The sequence below is a fragment of the Pseudomonas sp. OA65 genome (assembly GCF_017498305.1).
GTDB classification, from domain to species: domain Bacteria; phylum Pseudomonadota; class Gammaproteobacteria; order Pseudomonadales; family Pseudomonadaceae; genus Aquipseudomonas; species Aquipseudomonas zanjanensis.
The window spans coordinates 65,022-84,145 of the sequence record NZ_JAGDEZ010000026.1; the positions used below are offsets into that span (position 1 = coordinate 65,022).

Sequence of the window (19,124 nt, forward strand, 5' to 3'; positions counted from 1 at the left end):
CGCAGGTTGTATTCGGCGCCAGGCTCGAGCCTGGCGCCCGATCCAATTAGCTTGCGACGATGTTGACCAGCTTGCCGGGCACGACGATCACTTTGCGGATCGTCAGGCCATCGACGAAGCGCAGCACGTTTTCGTTGGCCCGCGCCGCAGCTTCGACTTCTTCGCGCGTGGCGGCGGCCGGCATTTCGATCTGGCCGCGCAGCTTGCCGTTGACCTGGATGACCAGGGTCAGGCTGTCCTGCACCAGCGCGGTTTCGTCCACCAGTGGCCAGCGGGCGTCGATCACCGGGTCGGCGTGACCCAGTTGATTCCACAGCTCGTGGCTGATGTGCGGCGTGATCGGCGCCAGCAGCAGCGTCACGGCTTCCAGGCCTTCGTGAATCAGTGCGCGATCCTGCTCGGTGCCTTGGGCGGCTTTCTCCAGCACGTTCATCAGCGTCATCACCTGGGCGATGGCGGTGTTGAATTTGTGGTTCTGGCCGACGTCATGGCTGGCCTGCTTGATGGCCAGGTGGATCGAGCGGCGAACGGCTTTCTGCTCGTCGTTCAGGCCGGCGACGTCCAGTTTGCCCGGCAGGCCCTGGGTGACATGGGCTTGGGCCAGACGCCAGACGCGCTTGAGGAAGCGGTGCGAGCCTTCGACGCCCGAATCGGACCACTCTGCGCTCATGTCAGGCGGCGAGGCGAACATCATGAACAGGCGGCAGGTGTCCGCGCCGAACTGGTCGATCATCGACTGTGGGTCCACGCCGTTGTTCTTCGACTTGGCCATTTTCTCGGTACCGCCGATTTCCACCGGCAGGCCGTCGGCGATCAGCTTGGCGCTGATGACCTTGGCCTTGCTGTCGCGTTCGAGCTCGACGTCGCTCGGGTTGAACCAGGTGTAGGCACCGTTGGCTTCGCGACGATAGTAAGTCTCGGCGATCACCATGCCTTGGGTCAGCAGGTTCTTGAACGGCTCGTTGGAGCTCACCAGGCCTTCGTCACGCATCAGCTTGTGGAAAAAGCGCGCATAGAGCAGGTGGAGAATGGCGTGTTCGATGCCGCCGATGTACTGGTCCACCGGCAACCAATGGTCAGCCGCGGATTTTTCCACCAGGCCACCTTCATAGTGCGGCGAGGCGTAGCGGGCGTAGTACCAGGAGGACTCGACGAAGGTGTCCATGGTGTCGGTTTCACGCTTGGCCGGTGCGCCGCATTTCGGGCAACTGCACTCATAGAACTCGGGCATGCGTGCCAGGGGCGAACCGGCGCCGTCGGGTACGACGTCTTCCGGCAGGACCACGGGCAGTTGATCTTCCGGCACCGGTACGTCACCGCAGGTGTCGCAATGCACGATCGGGATCGGGCAACCCCAGTAGCGCTGGCGGCTGATGCCCCAGTCGCGCAGGCGGAACTGGGTGCGCGAGGCGCCGAGGTTCTTCTTGATCAGGGCCACTTCGATGGCATCGAACGCGCCGGCGAAATCCAGGCCGTTGAACTCACCGGAGTTGATCAGCTCGCCGTGTTCGCCGTAGGCGTCCTGCCAAGGTGCCGGGGTCTGGTCGCCGGCGCTGGTGCGCACGACCGGTTTGACCGGCAGGTTGTACTTGTGGGCGAATTCGAAATCACGCTCGTCGTGGGCCGGCACGGCCATGACCGCGCCGTCGCCGTAGTGCATCAGCACGTAGTTGGCGACCCACACCGGCAGTTTTTCGCCGGTGAGCGGGTGCTCGACGAACAGCGACGTCGGCAGGCCTTTCTTCTCCTGGGTGGCGACGTCGGCTTCGGCGACGCTGCCGCCCTTGCATTCGGCGATGAACGCCTGCAGCTCAGGGTTGTTGCGGGCGGCCAGGGTCGCCAGCGGATGCTCGGCGGCCACGGCCACATAGGTGGCGCCCATCAGCGTGTCGGGGCGGGTGGTGAAGACTTTCAGGGTGCCGGCTTCACCGATGGAGGCGACGTCGTACGGGAACTGCACTTCCATGCCCCGGGACTTGCCGATCCAGTTGCGCTGCATGGTCTTGACCTGCTCGGGCCAGCCGGTCAGTTCGTCGAGACTCTCCAGGAGTTCATCCGCGTAGGCGGTGATCTTGAAGTAGTACATCGGGATCTCGCGCTTTTCGATCAGCGCGCCGGAGCGCCAGCCTCGGCCGTCGATCACTTGCTCGTTGGCCAGTACGGTCTGGTCCACAGGGTCCCAGTTCACGGTGCCGTTCTTGCGGTAGATCACGCCTTTTTCGAACAGGCGGGTGAACAGCCATTGTTCCCAGCGGTAGTAGTCGGGCTTGCAGGTGGTCACTTCGCGGGACCAGTCCACCGCCAGGCCCAGGCTGCGCAGCTGGGTCTTCATGTAGGCGATGTTTTCGTAGGTCCACTTGGCGGGGGCCACGTTGTTCTTCATCGCGGCGTTTTCCGCCGGCATGCCGAAGGCGTCCCAACCCATGGGTTGCAGGACGTTCTTGCCTTGCATGCGCTGATAGCGGGAGATCACGTCGCCGATGGTGTAATTGCGCACGTGCCCCATGTGTAGCTTGCCGCTGGGGTAAGGGAACATCGACAGGCAGTAGAACGTCTCCTTGCCTGGCTGTTCACTGACTTCAAAGGACTTTTGCTCGTCCCAGAACGACTGGGCGGCGGCTTCGATTTCACGGGGCTGGTAGTGTTCGTGCATGGCTACTTTTGTACTGAATGGGGTGGCCCAATCCTCTTCGTGGCCATGCTGGACGCAGACGACGCCAAATGCGGCGTTTTCGATGCCCAGCCAAGCTGGAAGTGGAGTTACAGGAAGCGCCGTAGCATACATGACCGCACTCTACCGAGGGAAACCTTAGATTGCGTGTCGGCGATCGGCGACCACTGGCAAGGACCCGTGTTCAGGGCCGTTGGTCGCGGCGCCCTGCCGGTTTGCCCAGCGAAGCTAAGCTTCTCAATGGGGAGTGAGTCTTATCTTCAATGAGGTGAGGGATGGTTGAATCACAACGAAAAGTCGCTACACCTGAGTTGTATGAAAAACTGATCGATCGTCTCGGGGTGGCCCTGGACGCTGCAAGAACCGCCGGTCGCTTGCGTGATGAACGCCCGGCAGAGCTGGAGCTGCGAGGCCTGAGCCCCGCAGAGTTCGAACTGGTCAAGGCCTACCTTGAGCAGGTCGGGCACCAGGCCCCTGCAATTGGGGCCCAGGCAAACAAGCGTCTCGATGCGCCCCGTTCGGCCAAAGTTGTGTGGCTCAAGGACCGGACGCCTGACAAGGATGCTGTAAAGGTCCGGTCACTGCAGTTCAAGTAACGCCGGATCACGCGTGTCGCTTTTTTTGATTCAAGGTTTTTTCGAATCTGTTGTCGCTTTGCGTCAACCCACCTAGGCTTCGGGCATCTATGGAGATGCCCGATGCCGTTTCGCTATTTCATCAAACAACTTTTATTGCCCCCCGGCATTCTTTTACTGCTGTTGGCGCTCGCCTGGTGGTGGCGCCATTCACGACCGCGCCTGGCCCGCCTGTGTTTCGTCGTGGGATTGGGCGGCTTCTGGCTGATGAGCCTGCCGGTGGTGGTGCAGTGGAGCGCCAAGGCCCTGGAGCGTGATCCACCGCTGCTGCGCAGTGAATGGGCGACCCTGGCCCAGCGTGCCGACGCCATCGTGGTGCTGGGTTCCGGTCGCGAGCGCGGTGACCCGGCCTGGGGGGCCGACCAGCCCACCGGTGTGGGGCTCGAGCGCCAGCGTTATGCGGCGCGGCTGGCCAAGGCTTCGGGCTTGCCCGTGCTGACAACCGGCGGCTTGCACTACGGCACCCCGCCCAGTGAAGCGAAGCTGATGGCCGACTCGATGCTCGATGATTTCGGCGTGACCGTGCGCTGGCAGGAAGAACGCAGCCGTACGACCTGGGAAAACGCCCAAATGAGCGCCGAGATCCTGCTGCCCGCCGGCATCAAGCGAGTCGTGGTGGTCACCCAGGCCTGGCATATGCCGCGGGCGGTCTGGAGTTTCGAACGCTCGGGTTTTGAAGTGGTGCCGGCGCCTGTCGGGTTCCTCGGTCAGGACAACGCCCGGCCACTGGGTGGCTGGATGCCGGAGTTCAAGGCGATCTGGCAGTCCGGGCAGTTGATGAACGAGGCGGTGGGGTTGGTGGGGTATTGGTTGTTCTATCGCTGAAACACCCCGTGGAGCGAGGTGATCGCTGTTGTGGCGAGGGAGCTTGCTCCCGCTGGGTCGCGAAGCGGCCCCAAAAAAAGGGCCTGCTGCGCAGACCAGCGGGAGCAAGCTCCCTCGCCACAGGGTTTTTCATTCACATGGGGGAACGAGTTAAACCGTCCTGGCCATCCGTCCCGCCATCAACGCCCAGCCCAGCAACAGCACGCACAAAACGATCAGCGGCCACGACCGCCATTGCAGGTACGGGGTCAGGTCGTGCATCGGCACCACTTCGCCATACAGGATGCCGCGCTCGAATTGCGGGATCTGTGCGGTGATCTGGCCGAAGGGGTTGATCAGGCCGGTCACGCCGTTGTTGGTGGCGCGGATCATCCAGCGGCCGGCTTCCAGGGCACGCATCTGGGCCATTTGCAGATGTTGCAGCGGGCCGATCGAGGTGCCGAACCAGGTGTCGTTGCTGATGGTGAGCAACAAGTCGCTGCGCGCTGACAGGCTGGCGGCAAACTCCGGGTAGACCACTTCATAGCAGATGAACGGCGCGATCTGGTAACCCTTGGCTTGCAGCAACGGCTGGTCGGCCGGGCCCCGGGCGAAGTCCGACATCGGCAGGTCGAAGAAGGCGATCAGGCCGCGCAGGATGTCCTGCAGGGGCACGTATTCGCCGAACGGCACGAGCTTTTGCTTCAAATAAGTCCCGTCACCTTCGCCGGTCACGGTGATGCCGTTGTAGTAACGCTTTTCGTGGCGCACCAGTTGCCGGATCGGCACGCCGGTAATCAACGCCGACTGCCGTTCGGCGGCGAAGTTGCCCATCATGTCCAGGTAGCCCTGGGCGGACTCCTTGAGCACCGGCACCGCGGTTTCCGGCCAGATCAGCAGGTCGACGCGTTTGGAGGCGAAGCTCATGTCGCGGTACAGCGCCAACTGGGCGTTGAGCTGTTCGGGGTCCCACTTCATGCTTTGTTCGATGTTGCCCTGGATCGCCGCGACACTCAGCGGGTCGCCCGAGGGGCTGGTCCAGGCGTGGCCCTTGAGCGCCATGCCGGCCACCCATGGGCCGATCAACAGCAACACGCCCGCGGCAATAAAGCCTTTGCGGGCGCCGCGGATCAACCGGGGTGCGTTGTACAGCAGCGCGGCGGTCAGGGCCAGGGTGAAGGAGATCAGCCACATCCCGCCCAATGGCGCGAGGCCGGCCAGGGGGCCGTCGAGCTGGCTGTAGCCGGAGTACAGCCATGGGAAACCAGTGAGGAACCAGCCGCGAAACGCTTCCTGGCCCAACCACAGTGCGGCGAATGCCAGGGCATCGGCCAGTGGTGCTTCGTTGCGGCGCAACCAGCGCGCCCACAGCCAGGCGGGCAGGGCGAAGAACCAGGCGATGGCGGCGATGAACAGCAGCATCAGCAACCCGGCGAGCAGCACCGAGGCGCCGCCGAAGTTATGGATGCTGACGTAGATCCAACTGGTGCCGGCGCCAAACAGACCGAAACCGAAACACCAGCCTCGGCCCAGGGCCTGGCGCGGCGAGAGTTCGCGCAACCCGGCATAGAACAAACCGACCGCCAGCAATGCCAGCGGCCAGATATCGAACGGCGCCAGGGCCAGGGTGGTGATCGCACCGGCCGCCACGGCCAGCAGGTTACCGGGCCAGCCGGGGCGGGTTATCCAGCGCATGTGTGTCCTTAGCGGGTCTCGCAGGGGTTATCGGCCAATGGGTGACAGGCGCAGCAAGTGAATCCGACGGCTGTCGGCATTCAGGATGCGGAAGCGCCAGGAGCCGATTTCCGTGGTTTCGTTGCGCTTGGGCAGGTGCCCGAAAGCGCTCATCACCAGGCCGCCGACGGTGTCGAACTCATCGTCGGAGAATTGGCTGTCGAAAAATTCGTTGAAGTTCTCGATCGGCGTCAGGGCCTTGATCAGGAAGTCGCCGCTGGGCAATGGCTTGATGTAGCTGTCTTCCTCGACGTCGTGCTCGTCCTCGATGTCGCCGACGATCTGCTCGAGCACGTCTTCGATGGTGACCAGGCCAGCCACGCCGCCGTACTCGTCGATGACTATGGCCATGTGGTTGTGGTTGGCGCGGAATTCACGCAGCAGCACGTTCAGGCGCTTGGACTCGGGCACGAAGGTGGCCGGGCGCAACAGGTCCTTGATGTTGAAGCTGTCGCCGTTCTCCTGGAGGATCAGCGGCAGCAGGTCCTTGGCCAGCAGCACGCCCATGACATCGTCATGGCTCTCGCCGACGACCGGGTAGCGCGAGTGAGCGGAGTCGACCACGGCGGGCAGGAATTCACGCGGGGTCTGGGTCGCCTTGATGCTGACCATCTGCGAGCGCGGGACCATGATGTCCCGGACTTGCAGGTCAGCGACCTGGATGGCGCCTTCGACGATGGCCAGCGCTTCGCTGTCCAGCAGTTTGTTCTGGTGTGCATCGCGCAGCAGCTCCAGCAGCTCCTGGCGGTTTTTCGGCTCATGGGCAAAAGCCTGGGTGAGCTTGCCCAGCCATGACTTTTGCCCGTTGCTCGATCGATCTTCGCTCATAGCGATTACTCTGAACCCTTTGTCGTTACAGGTTGATGTATCAGTGTTCGTCGCCGGCGTAGGGGTCGGGATGACCCAGCTCTGCAAGCAACGTTCGTTCCAGTGCTTCCATTTCTTCGGCTTCGTCATCTTCTATATGGTCGTAACCCAGTAGATGCAAGCAGCCGTGAATCACCAGATGGGCCCAGTGGGCCTCAGATGTCTTGTCTTGTTCCGCCGCTTCACGCTCCACCACCGGGACGCAGATCACCAGGTCGCCCAGCAACGGGATGTCGAGCAGTTCGTCGGGAACATCGGCGGGGAACGACAGCACGTTGGTGGCGTAGTCTTTCTGCCGCCAGGTGTGGTTCAGTTCGCGGCCTTCGGGTTCGTCCACCAGGCGGATCGTCAGTTCGGAGTCGGCGCTGCGCTGGCGCAGCGCCAGTTCGCACCATTGGCGGAACTGGGCTTCGCTGGGGGCGGCGAGTTTACTGGCCACTTGCAGGTCGAGTTCAAGCATTGCGGCCATTGCCTTTGCTCTCGGCCAGCTCTTCCTCGGCGCGATGTTCGAACCGCTCGTAGGCTTCGACGATGCGCTGCACCAACGGGTGGCGCACAACGTCCTTGGGCATGAAATGCGTAAAACTGATGCCTGGCACGTCCTTGAGGACCTGGATCACATGGTTCAGCCCGGACTTGGTGCCACGGGGCAGGTCGACCTGGGTGATGTCCCCGGTGATGACGGCGGTGGAGCCGAAGCCGATCCGGGTCAGGAACATTTTCATCTGCTCGACCGTGGTGTTCTGGCTTTCGTCAAGGATGATGAAGCTGTTGTTCAGGGTCCGACCGCGCATGTAGGCCAGCGGTGCGACTTCGATGACCTGGCGCTCGATCAGCTTGGCGACGTATTCGAAGCCGAGCATTTCGTACAGCGCGTCATAGAGTGGGCGCAGGTACGGGTCGATCTTCTGGGCCAGGTCGCCAGGAAGGAAGCCGAGTTTTTCGCCGGCTTCGACCGCCGGTCGCACCAGCAGGATGCGTCGCACCTGTTCACGTTCCAGCGCATCGACGGCGCAGGCCACGGCCAGGTAGGTCTTGCCGGTACCGGCCGGGCCGATGCCGAAGTTGATGTCGTTGCCGAGAATTTCCTTCACGTAGCGCTGCTGATTCAAGCCGCGAGGGCGAATCATGCCTTTTTTCGTGCGCAGGGCCACGGCAGGTTCCGACGGGGCGGGGTTGTCGAGTTCTTCGACAGCCGATTCCTGGAGGAACAGGTGGACCGTATCCGGCGACAGCTCGCTCCCCTTGGTTTCCCGGTAGAGACGGCGCAGCAGGTTTTCCGCGGAGGTGGTGTGCTTGGGTTCGCCGATCAGTTCGAACTGGTTTCCGCGGTTGCGGATCTCGATGGCCAGGCGCTGTTCGATCAAGCGCAGGTGCTCGTCGAATTGCCCGCACAGATTGGCGAAGCGGCGAGCCTCAAAGGGCTCGAGAATAAAGCGATGTGGTTCGATGGGTGCGTTCAAGGTCGTTTTTAGCCGCCCAGGGGCAATTAAGGTGAAATCAAGGATAACGCCAGTAGGCTGGGTGCGAAAGCTCTTAAACAGGCGAATCTGATCTCAAGGCTTGGCACAGTCCATTGTGGGAGCGAGCCTGCTCGCGATGAGGGCGTCACATTCAATATTGATATTGACTGTCACACTGCTATCGCGAGCAGGCTCGCTCCCACAGGGGAATAAGTGCTCACTGAATGAGCGAACCCCGCAGCGAGTGCGGTTGCGCGGCGTCGATGTGCACGTCGGCGAACTGGCCGATCAGCGCTGGGGTGTCGCAGCGGAAGTTGACGATGCGGTTGTTTTCGGTACGCCCTTGCAGCTCGCCGGGGTCTTTTTTCGAATAATCGGTCACCAGAATCCGCTGGACGGAGCCGACCATTTGTCGGCTGATCTCGAAGCCCTGCTGGTTCAAGCGGTGCTGCAAGGCGTTGAGTCGTTCCTTTTTGACTTCTTCCGGGGTTTCGTCCGCCAAGTCGGCCGCCGGGGTGCCGGGGCGTTGGCTATAGACGAAGGAATAGGAGAAGTCGAAGCCCACGTCTTCGATCAACTTCATGGTTTGCTGGAAGTCTTTCTCGGTTTCGCCGGGGAAGCCGACGATAAAGTCCGAACTGATACAGATCCCCGGCACTGCCGCGCGCAACTTGCGCAGTTTGGATTTGTACTCCAGCGCCGTGTGGTTGCGCTTCATGGCCGCGAGGATCCGGTCGGAACCCGATTGCACCGGCAGGTGCAGGTGCTTGACCAGTTCGGGAACCTCGGCGTGGGCCTGGATCAGGCTGTCGGAGAACTCCAGCGGGTGAGACGTGGTGTAGCGGATGCGGTCGATGCCATCCACTGCCGCCACGACGCGGATCAGTTCGGCGAGGTCCGCCAGGCGCCCGTCATGGGTCAGGCCGCGATAGCCGTTGACGTTCTGCCCCAGCAGGGTCACTTCGCGTACGCCGTGTTCCGCCAGGTGGATGATCTCGGCGATCACGTCGTCGAACGGCCGGCTGACTTCTTCGCCTCGGGTGTAGGGCACCACGCAGAACGTGCAGTACTTGCTGCAACCTTCCATCACCGACACGTAGGCACTGGGGCCGTCGATGCGCGGTTCGGGCAGGTGGTCGAATTTTTCGATTTCCGGGAACGAGACGTCCACTTGCGGCAGCTTGGTGCTGCGGGCGGCGTCGATCATCTCCGGCAGACGGTGCAAGGTCTGCGGGCCGAAGACCACGTCCACGTACGGAGCGCGATCACGAATGGCCGCGCCTTCCTGGCTGGCCACGCAACCGCCCACGGCGATGACCATTTCCGGGTTGGCCAGCTTCAGTTCACGCCAGCGGCCGAGCTGGGAATACACCCGGTCCTGGGCGCGCTCACGGATCGAGCAGGTGTTGAGCAGGATCACATCCGCGTCTTCGGCGCGGGCGGTGACTTCCAGGGCCTGGTGTTCACCCAGCAGATCGACCATGCGCGAGCTGTCGTACTCGTTCATCTGGCAACCGTGGGTTTCGATGTAAAGCTTCTTGGCCATGGACGGGGTCATCACGTGATTCAAAGAACCGCGCATTATAGGCAACAAGTCCCCCAGTTCCTACCGCTGCGCGAGCAGCGGCTATGCTATAGTTCGCGCCCTCATTTTTACCCGCCGATGTGTTTCGCCAGCCATGACCAAACGTGAAGCTCCAATCTACAAGGTGATTTTCCTCAACCAGGGCCAGGTGTTCGAAATGTACGCCAAGCAGATCTATCAAAGTGATCTGTGGGGCTTCCTGGAAGTGGAAGAATTCGTCTTTGGCGAGCGCACGCAGGTGGTCGTCGACCCGAGCGAAGAAAAGCTCAAGGCACAGTTCGAAGGCGTGGTGCGCAGTTTCGTGCCGATGCATTCGATCGTGCGTATCGACGAAGTCGAACGCCTGGGCACCCCGAAAATCAGCGAAGCCCGCGGCGCGGTCGGCAATGTGATGCCGTTTCCGATGCCGATGCCTGAGAAGTAGTTGTCAGTCAGTTAAGAGAAAAGGAGCCGAGCGCGGCCTTTGTGGCGAGGGGATTTATCCCCGCTGGGGCGCGAAGCGGCCCTAAAACCTGACACCTCGGTATTAGAGATTGATTGAGTTGACTGCTTTGGGGCCGCTTCGCAGCCCAGCGGGGATAAATCCCCTCGCCACAAGGGTCTGCGGTGGATTCAAGGCAATGGTGAGAAGGGCGTACGCCCATCGGCGTTCTGCAATTCCATCAGGTATTTGCGAAAGATCTGGCCCAGCACCTGGGTCGCCACTTCCAATTCATCGCGAGGCATCTGCTCGGCGACTTCGTCGGCGGTGTCCAGTGCCTCTTCGGCGCCGTTGACCGCGGCCATCTTCAACACGATGTAGGCCTGGACGTTGTTGGCCGGCACGCCTTCGCCATGGAAGAACATGCCGCCGAGCTTGAATTGCGCCTGGGCATGGCCTTGCAGCGAGGCTTTCTCGAAGTAGTTTAGGGCTTGCTTGAGGTCGCGCGGTGCCGCCTTGCCTTCGTAATAGAACTCGCCCAACTCGTATTGCGCTTGTGCATCACCGGCCTCCGCCGCTTTTTGACAGGCGTCGAGTGCCGGTGCGAGATCTTGTGGCTGGGTGTTGAGCGTGCAACGGCCCAGCGCCGGGATCAACAACGAGTTGCCGCCTGCCTGTGCATTCGCCAGCAGCGGCTGAAGGAGCAACAGGCAGCCCAAGGCAAGGGTGCGGCCGGTGCGGTTCATGGGAATCGACTTACCTCTGAGGGGCGCGCGGACCCTCCGGGGGATCCAATAAGCGCGCATTATGAAATAAGCGGGGCCATCCTTACAAAGTCTTTACTCGTTTTTCTGCTGCGAGGGAATGCTAATAGCAGCTTCGGGCATAAATACGTAGGAAAAGGGCGGGAGGTTGTCAGCAATCACTGACGCCGGCGTCAGCCAGCGTCAGTTATCCACAGGCTTACTTCAGCGCCGCGAAGGCCCGTTCGGCCGCGTCGAGGGTAATCTTCAGCTCGGTCTCGCCATGGGCAATGGAGGTGAAGCCGGCTTCGAACGCGCTCGGGGCCAGGTACACGCCGCCATCGAGCATCAGGTGGAAGAAGCGTTTGAACCGATCGGCATCGCTGGCCATGACGTCTTCGAAGGTGACGATGTCATCGGCGCCGCTGAAATACAGGCCGAACATGCCGCCAGCCTGGGTGGTCACGAAAGGGATGCCGGCCGCGTCGGCGCGGATCTGCAAGCCGTCGAGCAGGCGGGTGGTGTAGTCGGTCAGCTCGGCGTGGAAGCCCGGGCGGCTGATCAGGCGCAGGGTGGTCAGGCCGGCGGCCATGGCCAACGGGTTGCCCGACAGCGTGCCAGCCTGGTAGACCGGGCCCAGCGGCGCGATGCATTCCATGATCGTGCGCTTGCCGCCGAAGCAGCCCACCGGCATGCCGCCGCCGATGATCTTGCCAAAGGTGCTCAGGTCCGGGGTAACGCCGTAATGGGCCTGGGCGCCGCCGAGGGCCACGCGAAAGCCAGTCATCACTTCGTCGAAGATCAACACCACGCCATGCTGGTCGCACAGGCTGCGCAGGCCTTCGAGGAAACCCGGCGCTGGCGGCACGCAGTTCATGTTGCCGGCCACCGGCTCGACGATGATGCACGCCACTTCCTGGCCGACTTCGCCGAGCATCTTTTCGACTTCTTCGAGGTCGTTGAACGGCAGGGTCAGGGTGTGCTTGGCGAAGGCCGCCGGTACGCCGGCCGAACTCGGCACGCCTTGGGTCAGTGCGCCGGAGCCGGCCTTGACCAGCAGGCTGTCGGAGTGGCCGTGGTAGCAGCCTTCGAACTTGATGATGCTGTCGCGACCGGTGTAGCCCCGCGCCAGACGGATGGCACTCATGGTCGCCTCGGTGCCGGAGCTGACCATGCGCACCATTTCCATCGACGGCACGATCGAGCAGACCAGGTCGGCCATCTCGGTTTCCATCGCGGTCGGGGCGCCGTAGGACAGGCCGTGGACCAATTGCTTGCGCACCGCATCCAGCACGTCCGGATGGCTGTGGCCGAGGATCATCGGGCCCCAGGAGCCGACGTAGTCGACATAGCGCTTGTCGTCTTCGTCAGTGACGTACGCGCCTTCGGCGTGCTTGAAGAACAGCGGGGTGCCGCCGACGCTCTTGAACGCACGAACAGGCGAGTTCACGCCGCCGGGGATGTGTTTCTGGGCGTTGGCAAACAGGGTTTCGGAACGGGACATGGTTGGGCTCTCGAAAACGAAAAATGGACTATTTGATCTGCAGCAGCGCGTTGAAGGCGCGGGCACGGCGCGTCACTTCAGTGGTGCTGTCGGCGCCGAACAGGCCGTGGACCACCGCCAGCAGGTCGACCCCGTGGGCCACCAGCGGGGCGGCGTTCTCCAGGGTGATGCCGCCAATGGCGCAGACCGGGATATGCAGTTTGATGTGCGCCTGTTCGAGCAGTTCAAGGTTTGCGCTGGGGGCGCCGGGCTTGGTGTTGGAACTGAAGAAGCGCCCGAACGCGACATAGGTGGCGCCTTCGCTGGCGGCCTGTTCGGCCAGTGCCAGGCTGGCGTGGCAGGTGGCGCCGACGATTGCCTTGTGCCCGAGCAATGCCCGTACCGGCGCCAACGGGCCGTCGGTCTGGCCCAGGTGCACGCCGACGCCCAGGCGTGCGGCCAGCTCGGCGTCGTCGTTGATGATCAACTGGGTCTTGTAGCGCTCGCACAGGTTGCGCAGGGCTTCGGCTTCCCGCAGGCGGCGGGCCTCGTCGCTGCTTTTGTCGCGGTATTGCAGCAGGGTCACGCCACCTTCCAGCGCCGCTTCGACATAAGCGAGGAACTTGCCGGCCAGCAATTGGCTATCGGTGATGGCGTAAAGGCCACGTAATTTCATTCCACAGGCCTCCGGTGCTACGAGCAGAAATCCAGCGGCAGGCGACGCGGGACGAACTGGCCTTTGCCCAGTTGTTCGGCATCGCGCAAGGTGCGCCAGGTGTAGTCCAGCGCTGTCTTGACGGCGCTGGCGAGCTGTTCGCCCTGGGCCAGCCGACCGGCGAGGGCGCTGGCCAGGGTGCAGCCGGAACCGTGGTAGCTGCCAGGCAAGCGCTGGCAGGTAAAGGTTTCGCGGCGGCCATCGCGGCTGTACAGGCGATTATGGACTTCATGTTCGTCGCCATGACCACCGGTGATCAACAGGTGTTTGACGAAGGGCAGCAGTTTTTCCGCGCACTCGTCGGCGCTGCCTTCGGGCAGTTCGGCGAGGATGCGTGCTTCAGGCAGGTTGGGGGTGGCGATGATCGCCAGGGGTAACAGGCGTTCGCGCATGGCGTAGCCGACCTCATCCTTGCCCAGGCGCCCACCACCGCCGGCGCGCAGCACCGGGTCGCAGACCATCGGCAGATGCGGGTGCGCCTGGAGCAGTTCGACCACCGTGTCGACCATTTCCAGTGAGCCGAGCATTCCCAGCTTGACTGCTGCCACTTGGGCATCGTTGAGCACGGCATTGGCTTGCGCCAGCACCCACTCACGGTCGAGCACACGGAAATCGCTGACGTTGACGGTGTCTTGCACGGTCAATGCGGTAACGGCCGGGGCGGCGTGACAACCCTGGGCGAGCAGGGCTTCGATATCTGCCTGCAAGCCGGCGCCACCACTGGGATCATGGCCGGAGAGACAGAGGACAACGGGGCGAGAGCTGTAGATATTCATGGTGCGCGAGCTTACCACCAAACCCGTCTGGTCGGCGTGTACCTGTGATGATGGAGGTCATCTGTGGCGAGGGGATTCATCCCCGCTGGGGTGCGAAGCGCCCCCATTCAAACTGGCTGGTATAGCGCGGCGACAATTATTGGGGCTGCTGTGCAGCCCAACGGGGATAAATCCCCTCGCCACAATAGAACTCCGCGCCGACGAAATTGCGACCTGACCAATGCAACAGCTCTAGCTCAATGCTTTGCTCTGAAACGCCCGTTCTAGAGCCCTCTGTCGGAAAAATTTCAATGGTGCAAATTGGCCATCAGCGGCTATGCTAGGGATGGATCCAACACATAACAGGTAATGCCGGTTTTACGTCTACTCAGGGAATGGGGGGCTTCCTGACTCAACCGGACAGGCCACGCTGGGGCTTAAATGCGCTATTTGCTGATGTTGCTGCTGTGCTTGCCCTCGCTGGCAAGTGCCCTCGAATTCGATGAATTCACCCAAAGCCTGCCCTTGGGCCATGCCCTGCAAGTGTTCGAAGACGCGGCCGGCACGGCCACTATTGACGAGGTCCTGGCCCAATCCGCGGCGGGTGTTTTCAAACCCCACGATAAAACCACGCTGAACGCCGGTTACTCACGGTCAGCCTTCTGGCTGAAAATCGACCTGCACTATCGCCCCGCCAATCCGGACGCCCAGCGCACCTGGCTGCTGGAGCTGGCGTACCCGCCGCTGGACCACCTCGATCTGTACCTGCCCGACGCGGCGGGAGCCTATCGCCTGGTTCGCCAGACCGGTGACGCGTTGCCATTCGCCAATCGCGAAATCCGCCAGAACAATTACTTGTTCAGCCTGGCGTTCAAGCCCGAGCAGCGGCAGACCGTCTACCTGCGCCTGCAAAGCCAGGGTTCGATCCAGGCGCCGTTGACGCTGTGGTCGAGCACCGCGTACCTCGAGCAACAGCCGGTGCGCCTGTATGTGCTGGGCATCATCTATGGCGTGCTGCTGGGGATGCTGGTGTACAACCTGTTCATCTACCTGAGCGTGCGCGATACCAGCTACCTCTATTACATCTTCTATATCGCCTCGTTCGGCCTGTACCAGTTGTCGGTCAACGGCGCCGCCGTCGAGTACTTCTGGCCGGACAACCCCTGGTGGGCCAACGCCGCGACACCGTTCTTCATCGGTTGCGCGGGGCTGTTCGGCAGCCAGTTCGCCCGCAGCTTCCTGCAAACCGCCCAGCATGGCCGCTGGATGGATCGCTTGCTGCTCGCATTGATCGCCTACAGCGCCGTGGTGGTCGGCCTGTCGCTGATGACCAGCTATGCCCTGGCGCTGCGCCTGGCCACGGCGTTGGCGCTGGTGTTCACGGTGGCGATCTTCGCCGCCGGGCTGTTCGCCTGGTGGCGTGGCCTGCGGGTGGCGCGTTATTTCATCATTGCCTGGTCGGCGTTTCTGCTGGGAGGCATCATCAATACCTTGATGGTGCTGGGCTACCTGCCGAACGTCTTCCTGACCATGTACGCCAGCCAGATCGGCTCGGCCATCGAAGTGGCGCTGTTGTCCCTGGCCCTGGCCGATCGCATCAATGCCATGCGCGAACAGCAGGCCCAGACCCTGTTGGACGCCGGGCAGAAGCTCGAAGTGCTCAACCAGCAACTGGCCCACGGCAATAAGCTCAAGGATGAATTCCTCGCCACCTTGACCCACGAACTGCGCACGCCGATGAATGGCGTGATCGGCTCCCTGGAGTTGATGGAAACCGTCGAGATGGACGAGGAACTGACCCAATACCAACAGACCGCCGCCGGTTCGGCGCGGGACATGATGCGCATGGTCAACGGCATGCTCACCCTCACCGAGTTGCAGGCCGGCAAGCTCAAGGTCTATCCGGCGCCGTTCAGCCTGCGCGGGGTGGTCGATGCGCTGCAGTTGCAGTTCGGCGCCAATGCCGCGGCCAAGGGCCTGGATTTCAAGGTCGACGTAGCCCCAGGCCTGGCGGACCGCTTGCTCGGCGACAGCGGCAAACTGGCCCAAAGCCTGGAATGCCTGTTGGACAACGCCATCAAGTTCACCCGGGTGGGCGGCCTGGCCCTACGCGTCAGCGGCCGGCCGACGGAGTTCGGTCGGGTGGTGTTGTCCTTTGCCGTCATCGACACCGGAATCGGATTTACCGACCTGGGGGAGGCGACTTTGTATCAGCGCTTCTTCCAGCTCGACGGCTCGATGACCCGGGAATACGGCGGTCTCGGCGTGGGCCTGGCGATCTGTCGGCAATTGGTGGAACTGCTGGGTGGACACCTGACCCACTCGTCCGAGCCTGGTCGTGGCAGCCGTTTCCAATTGGACGTGGAGGTTGACGTCGCCTTGCCGGCGGCCGTCCCGACGCCGTTTTCCTTCGGGGGCCGCCAGGGCTCGCGCCAGCCCCAGGATTGCACGGTGCTGCTGGCGGATGACAACAACATCGATCAGTTGGTCATGCGCGGCATGTTGCTCAAGTTGGGTTATCGCGTGCGCACCGCCGACAGCGGCTGCGCCGCGCTGGAACTGCTGCACGACGAGCGCTTCGATGCGGTACTGCTCGATTGCCAATCGCCACCGTTGGACGGTGTGTCGGTCTGCTGCCAGATCCGCGCGTTATCCGGCTGTGAGGAGCTGCCGTTGCTGGTGGTCAGCCCGAACCTGGGCCAGGCGTGCTGCCCGTCGGGCGCGTTGATCGATTACCTGAGCAAACCGGTGAAATTCGAGGCATTGCAGGCGACGCTCCAGCGTCGGGTGCTTTGTCCGGAGCAGGGTGAAAGCGCCGATATTTAGGCGTATATGACACTTTGTTCGGCCTGGAGGCGGTGCTTAACTGAATCCCTGCCGATCGAGGAGCCCTGTCATGAACCTGCATCAGTTCGCTGAAACCCACGACGTCACCAATCAGCCGCCGTCCCTGGATGGCGCCAACCTGTACCGCATCGACCTGCCGCTGCAGCAGTGGTCGCAGCGCTTTGGGGCCGGTTGGGCGCAGGCGCGGATCGATGCGTATGGGGCGCTGGCCGGCGGGCCGTTGATGGAAGCGGGCTTCCTGGCCAACCAGAACAAACCGGTGTTCTCCAGCCATGACCGTTACGGCCATCGCATCGACCTGGTGGAGTTCCATCCGGCTTATCACCAGTTGATGCGCACCGCCGTCGAGCATGGCCTGCCCAGTTTGCCCTGGGCCCAGCCGCAGCCCGGCGCGCATGTCGCCCGTGCCTCGATGACCTATCTACACAGCCAGGCCGAAGCTGGCACCGGTTGCCCGCTGACCATGACGTTTGCCAGCGTGCCGGCGCTGCGCTTGCAGCCGGACCTGGCCGAGCGCTGGGTGCCGAAGGTGCTGGCCACCGAATACGACCCGCGCAACGTCGGCATGGCCCACAAGGCCGGGGTGACCCTGGGCATGGCGATGACTGAAAAACAGGGCGGCACCGATGTGCGGGCCAACACCACCAAGGCCTATCCGGTGGGCGCCAGCGGCCCGGGCCAGGCCTATGAACTGGTGGGCCACAAATGGTTCTGTTCGGCGCCGATGTGCGACGCCTTCCTCACGCTGGCCCAGACCGACAAGGGCCTGACCTGTTTCCTGCTGCCGCGCCATCGTCCCGATGACACGCGCAATCAGTTCTACATCCAGCGCTTGAAGAACAAGCTGGGCAATTGCTCCAACGCTTCCAGCGAAGTCGAGTTCCGTGGCGCACTGGCCTGGATGGTCGGGGAAGAAGGGCGGGGCGTACCGACGATCATCGAGATGGTCGCCATGACCCGCTTCGATTGCATGGTCGGCTCCAGCGCCCTGATGCGCCAGGCACTGACCCAGGCCAGCCATCACTGCGCGCACCGCAAGGTCGGTGGCAAGCTGTTGAGTGAACAGCCGCTGATGCAAAACGTCCTGGCTGACCTGGCGCTGGAAAGCGAGTCCGCATTGGCCTTGAGCCTGCGCATGGGCCGGGCGCTGGACCACTTGAATGACGAGCACGAGGCCAAGTTCGCCCGGCTGGTGACGGCGGTGGGCAAGTACTGGATCTGCAAGCGCGCCCCCGCGATGATCAACGAAGCCGCCGAATGCATGGGCGGCGCCGGCTACGTTGAAGACAGCATCCTGCCGCGCCTGTACCGCGAAGCACCGGTCAACTCGACGTGGGAAGGCTCCGGCAACGTGCAATGCCTCGACGTGTTGCGCGCCTTGTCCAAGGAGCCCGGTGTGCTGGAGGTTCTGTTCAGCGAATTGGGCGACGGCCATGGCGACAAGCGCCTGGCCGGCCAAATCCACCAACTGCACGCCGCGTTCAAGGACACCGACGACATCCAGTACCGCGCCCGGCAATTGACCGAAGACATCGCGGTGGGCCTGCAAGCCAAGCTGTTGCTCGAAGCGGGCAATAGCGAAGTCAGCGATGCGTTCATCGCCAGCCGCCTGGGTTCGACCGGCCGGGTTTACGGTGCCTTGCCTCGGGGCTTGAATGTCGAGGCCATCGTCGCCCGCTCGACCCCGCACGGCTTTTAAGAAGGCTCAGGTCGGCACAGGCCCCTGTGGGAGCGGGCTTGCTCGCGAAAGCGTCGGCCCATCCAGCATCTGTATTGACTGATACACGGCTTTCGCGAGCAAGCCCGCTCCCACAGGGGATCTGAGCTGTACGCAACATCGCAGTACACCACCGAACCTTGTGGGAGCGAGCCTGCTCGCGAAAACGTCGGCACAGCTAACATCTGTGGTGTCTGACACACCGCTATCGCGAGCAGGCTCGCTCCCACAGTGGAACTGAGCTGTACGCAACATCGGAGTACGCCACCGAACCTTGTGGGAGTGAGCCTGCTCGCGAAAGCGTCGGCCCATCCAGCATCTGTATTGACTGATACACGGCTTTCGCGAGCAGGCTCGCTCCCACAGTGGATCTGAGCTGTACGCAACATCGCAGTACACCACCGAACCTTGTGGGAGCGAGCCTGCTCGCGAAAGCGTCGGCCCATCCAGCATCTGTATTGACTGATACACGGCTTTCGCGAGCAAGCCCGCTCCCACAGTGGATCTGAGCTGTATGCAACATCGCAGTGCACCACCGAACCTTGTGGGAGCGAGCCTGCTCGCGAAAGCGTCGGCCCATCCAGCATCTGTAGTGGCTGATACACCGCTATCGCGAGCAGGCTCGCTCCCACAGTGGATCTGAGCTGTACGCAACATCGGAGTACACCACCGAACCTTGTGGGA

The 19,124-nt window shown here is 62.6% G+C and carries 15 protein-coding genes; 5 read left to right on the top strand and 10 right to left on the bottom strand.

Annotated elements, in window-relative coordinates; translation table 11 throughout:
• Positions 1 to 46: 46 nt before the first annotated feature.
• The gene (gene leuS / locus J3361_RS20405; protein ID WP_207966083.1) at positions 47 to 2,653 is read right to left on the bottom strand and encodes a leucine--tRNA ligase; all 2,607 of its coding nucleotides are present in this window, start codon (positions 2,651 to 2,653) and stop codon (positions 47 to 49) included.
• Between the two features lie 293 nt (positions 2,654 to 2,946).
• On the opposite strand from leuS, the gene J3361_RS20410 reads away from it, so the two are divergent.
• Both J3361_RS20410 and J3361_RS20415 read left to right on the top strand, forming a co-directional pair.
• On the top strand, positions 2,947 to 3,267 hold the full coding sequence (locus tag J3361_RS20410; RefSeq protein ID WP_181289424.1) for a hypothetical protein: 321 nt from the start codon (positions 2,947 to 2,949) through the stop codon (positions 3,265 to 3,267).
• A gap of 102 nt (positions 3,268 to 3,369) precedes the next feature.
• Complete coding sequence (locus J3361_RS20415) at positions 3,370 to 4,131, top strand: YdcF family protein (RefSeq protein ID WP_207966084.1); 762 nt, start codon at positions 3,370 to 3,372, stop codon at positions 4,129 to 4,131.
• A 150-nt stretch (positions 4,132 to 4,281) separates the two neighbouring features.
• On the opposite strand, the gene lnt is transcribed toward J3361_RS20415, so the two are convergent.
• The 5 genes from lnt to miaB form a co-directional block, all read right to left on the bottom strand.
• Entirely contained in the window at positions 4,282 to 5,805 is a 1,524-nt protein-coding gene (gene lnt, locus J3361_RS20420) for an apolipoprotein N-acyltransferase (RefSeq protein WP_207966085.1), read from the bottom strand.
• Between the two features lie 27 nt (positions 5,806 to 5,832).
• Complete coding sequence (locus tag J3361_RS20425; RefSeq protein ID WP_003205870.1) at positions 5,833 to 6,672, bottom strand: HlyC/CorC family transporter; 840 nt, start codon at positions 6,670 to 6,672, stop codon at positions 5,833 to 5,835.
• A 40-nt stretch (positions 6,673 to 6,712) separates the two neighbouring features.
• Positions 6,713 to 7,171, bottom strand: coding sequence for an rRNA maturation RNase YbeY (gene ybeY / locus J3361_RS20430; RefSeq protein ID WP_207966086.1), 459 nt, complete (start codon positions 7,169 to 7,171; stop codon positions 6,713 to 6,715).
• Entirely contained in the window at positions 7,164 to 8,174 is a 1,011-nt protein-coding gene (locus tag J3361_RS20435; RefSeq protein ID WP_186706558.1) for a PhoH family protein, read from the bottom strand. Before J3361_RS20435 ends, ybeY begins: the two co-directional genes overlap by 8 nt.
• 217 nt (positions 8,175 to 8,391) lie before the next feature.
• Complete coding sequence (gene miaB / locus J3361_RS20440) at positions 8,392 to 9,720, bottom strand: tRNA (N6-isopentenyl adenosine(37)-C2)-methylthiotransferase MiaB (protein ID WP_178084284.1); 1,329 nt, start codon at positions 9,718 to 9,720, stop codon at positions 8,392 to 8,394.
• Between the two features lie 133 nt (positions 9,721 to 9,853).
• Between miaB and J3361_RS20445 the strand changes: the two genes are divergently transcribed.
• Positions 9,854 to 10,183: a DUF1820 family protein gene (locus J3361_RS20445; RefSeq protein ID WP_003185742.1), complete on the top strand. Its 330-nt coding sequence runs from the start codon at positions 9,854 to 9,856 to the stop codon at positions 10,181 to 10,183.
• 188 nt (positions 10,184 to 10,371) lie between these two features.
• Here J3361_RS20445 and J3361_RS20450 read toward each other — a convergent pair whose 3' ends face one another.
• The 4 genes from J3361_RS20450 to J3361_RS20465 all read right to left on the bottom strand — a co-directional run bounded on the left by J3361_RS20450 (position 10,372) and on the right by J3361_RS20465 (position 13,897).
• Positions 10,372 to 10,926, bottom strand: a complete 555-nt coding sequence (locus J3361_RS20450) for a tetratricopeptide repeat protein (RefSeq protein ID WP_207966087.1) — start codon at positions 10,924 to 10,926, stop codon at positions 10,372 to 10,374.
• A gap of 217 nt (positions 10,927 to 11,143) precedes the next feature.
• The gene (hemL, locus tag J3361_RS20455; RefSeq protein WP_207966088.1) at positions 11,144 to 12,427 is read right to left on the bottom strand and encodes a glutamate-1-semialdehyde 2,1-aminomutase; all 1,284 of its coding nucleotides are present in this window, start codon (positions 12,425 to 12,427) and stop codon (positions 11,144 to 11,146) included.
• Between the two features lie 28 nt (positions 12,428 to 12,455).
• Positions 12,456 to 13,082 carry a thiamine phosphate synthase gene (gene thiE / locus J3361_RS20460; RefSeq protein WP_207966089.1) on the bottom strand — a complete coding sequence of 209 codons (627 nt, stop codon included), beginning with the start codon at positions 13,080 to 13,082 and terminating at the stop codon, positions 12,456 to 12,458.
• Between the two features lie 17 nt (positions 13,083 to 13,099).
• A complete protein-coding gene (locus J3361_RS20465; RefSeq protein WP_024616125.1) occupies positions 13,100 to 13,897 on the bottom strand; it encodes a hydroxymethylpyrimidine/phosphomethylpyrimidine kinase in 798 nt (265 codons plus the stop codon).
• A 420-nt stretch (positions 13,898 to 14,317) separates the two neighbouring features.
• Between J3361_RS20465 and J3361_RS20470 the strand changes: the two genes are divergently transcribed.
• Both J3361_RS20470 and J3361_RS20475 read left to right on the top strand, forming a co-directional pair.
• Positions 14,318 to 16,702, top strand: a complete 2,385-nt coding sequence (locus tag J3361_RS20470) for a hybrid sensor histidine kinase/response regulator (protein ID WP_207966090.1) — start codon at positions 14,318 to 14,320, stop codon at positions 16,700 to 16,702.
• Positions 16,703 to 16,772: 70 nt separating this feature from the next.
• Positions 16,773 to 18,422 (top strand): acyl-CoA dehydrogenase family protein, encoded by a 1,650-nt coding sequence (locus J3361_RS20475; RefSeq protein WP_207966091.1) that lies wholly within the window; start codon positions 16,773 to 16,775, stop codon positions 18,420 to 18,422.
• The last annotated feature ends 702 nt before the right edge of the window (positions 18,423 to 19,124 follow it).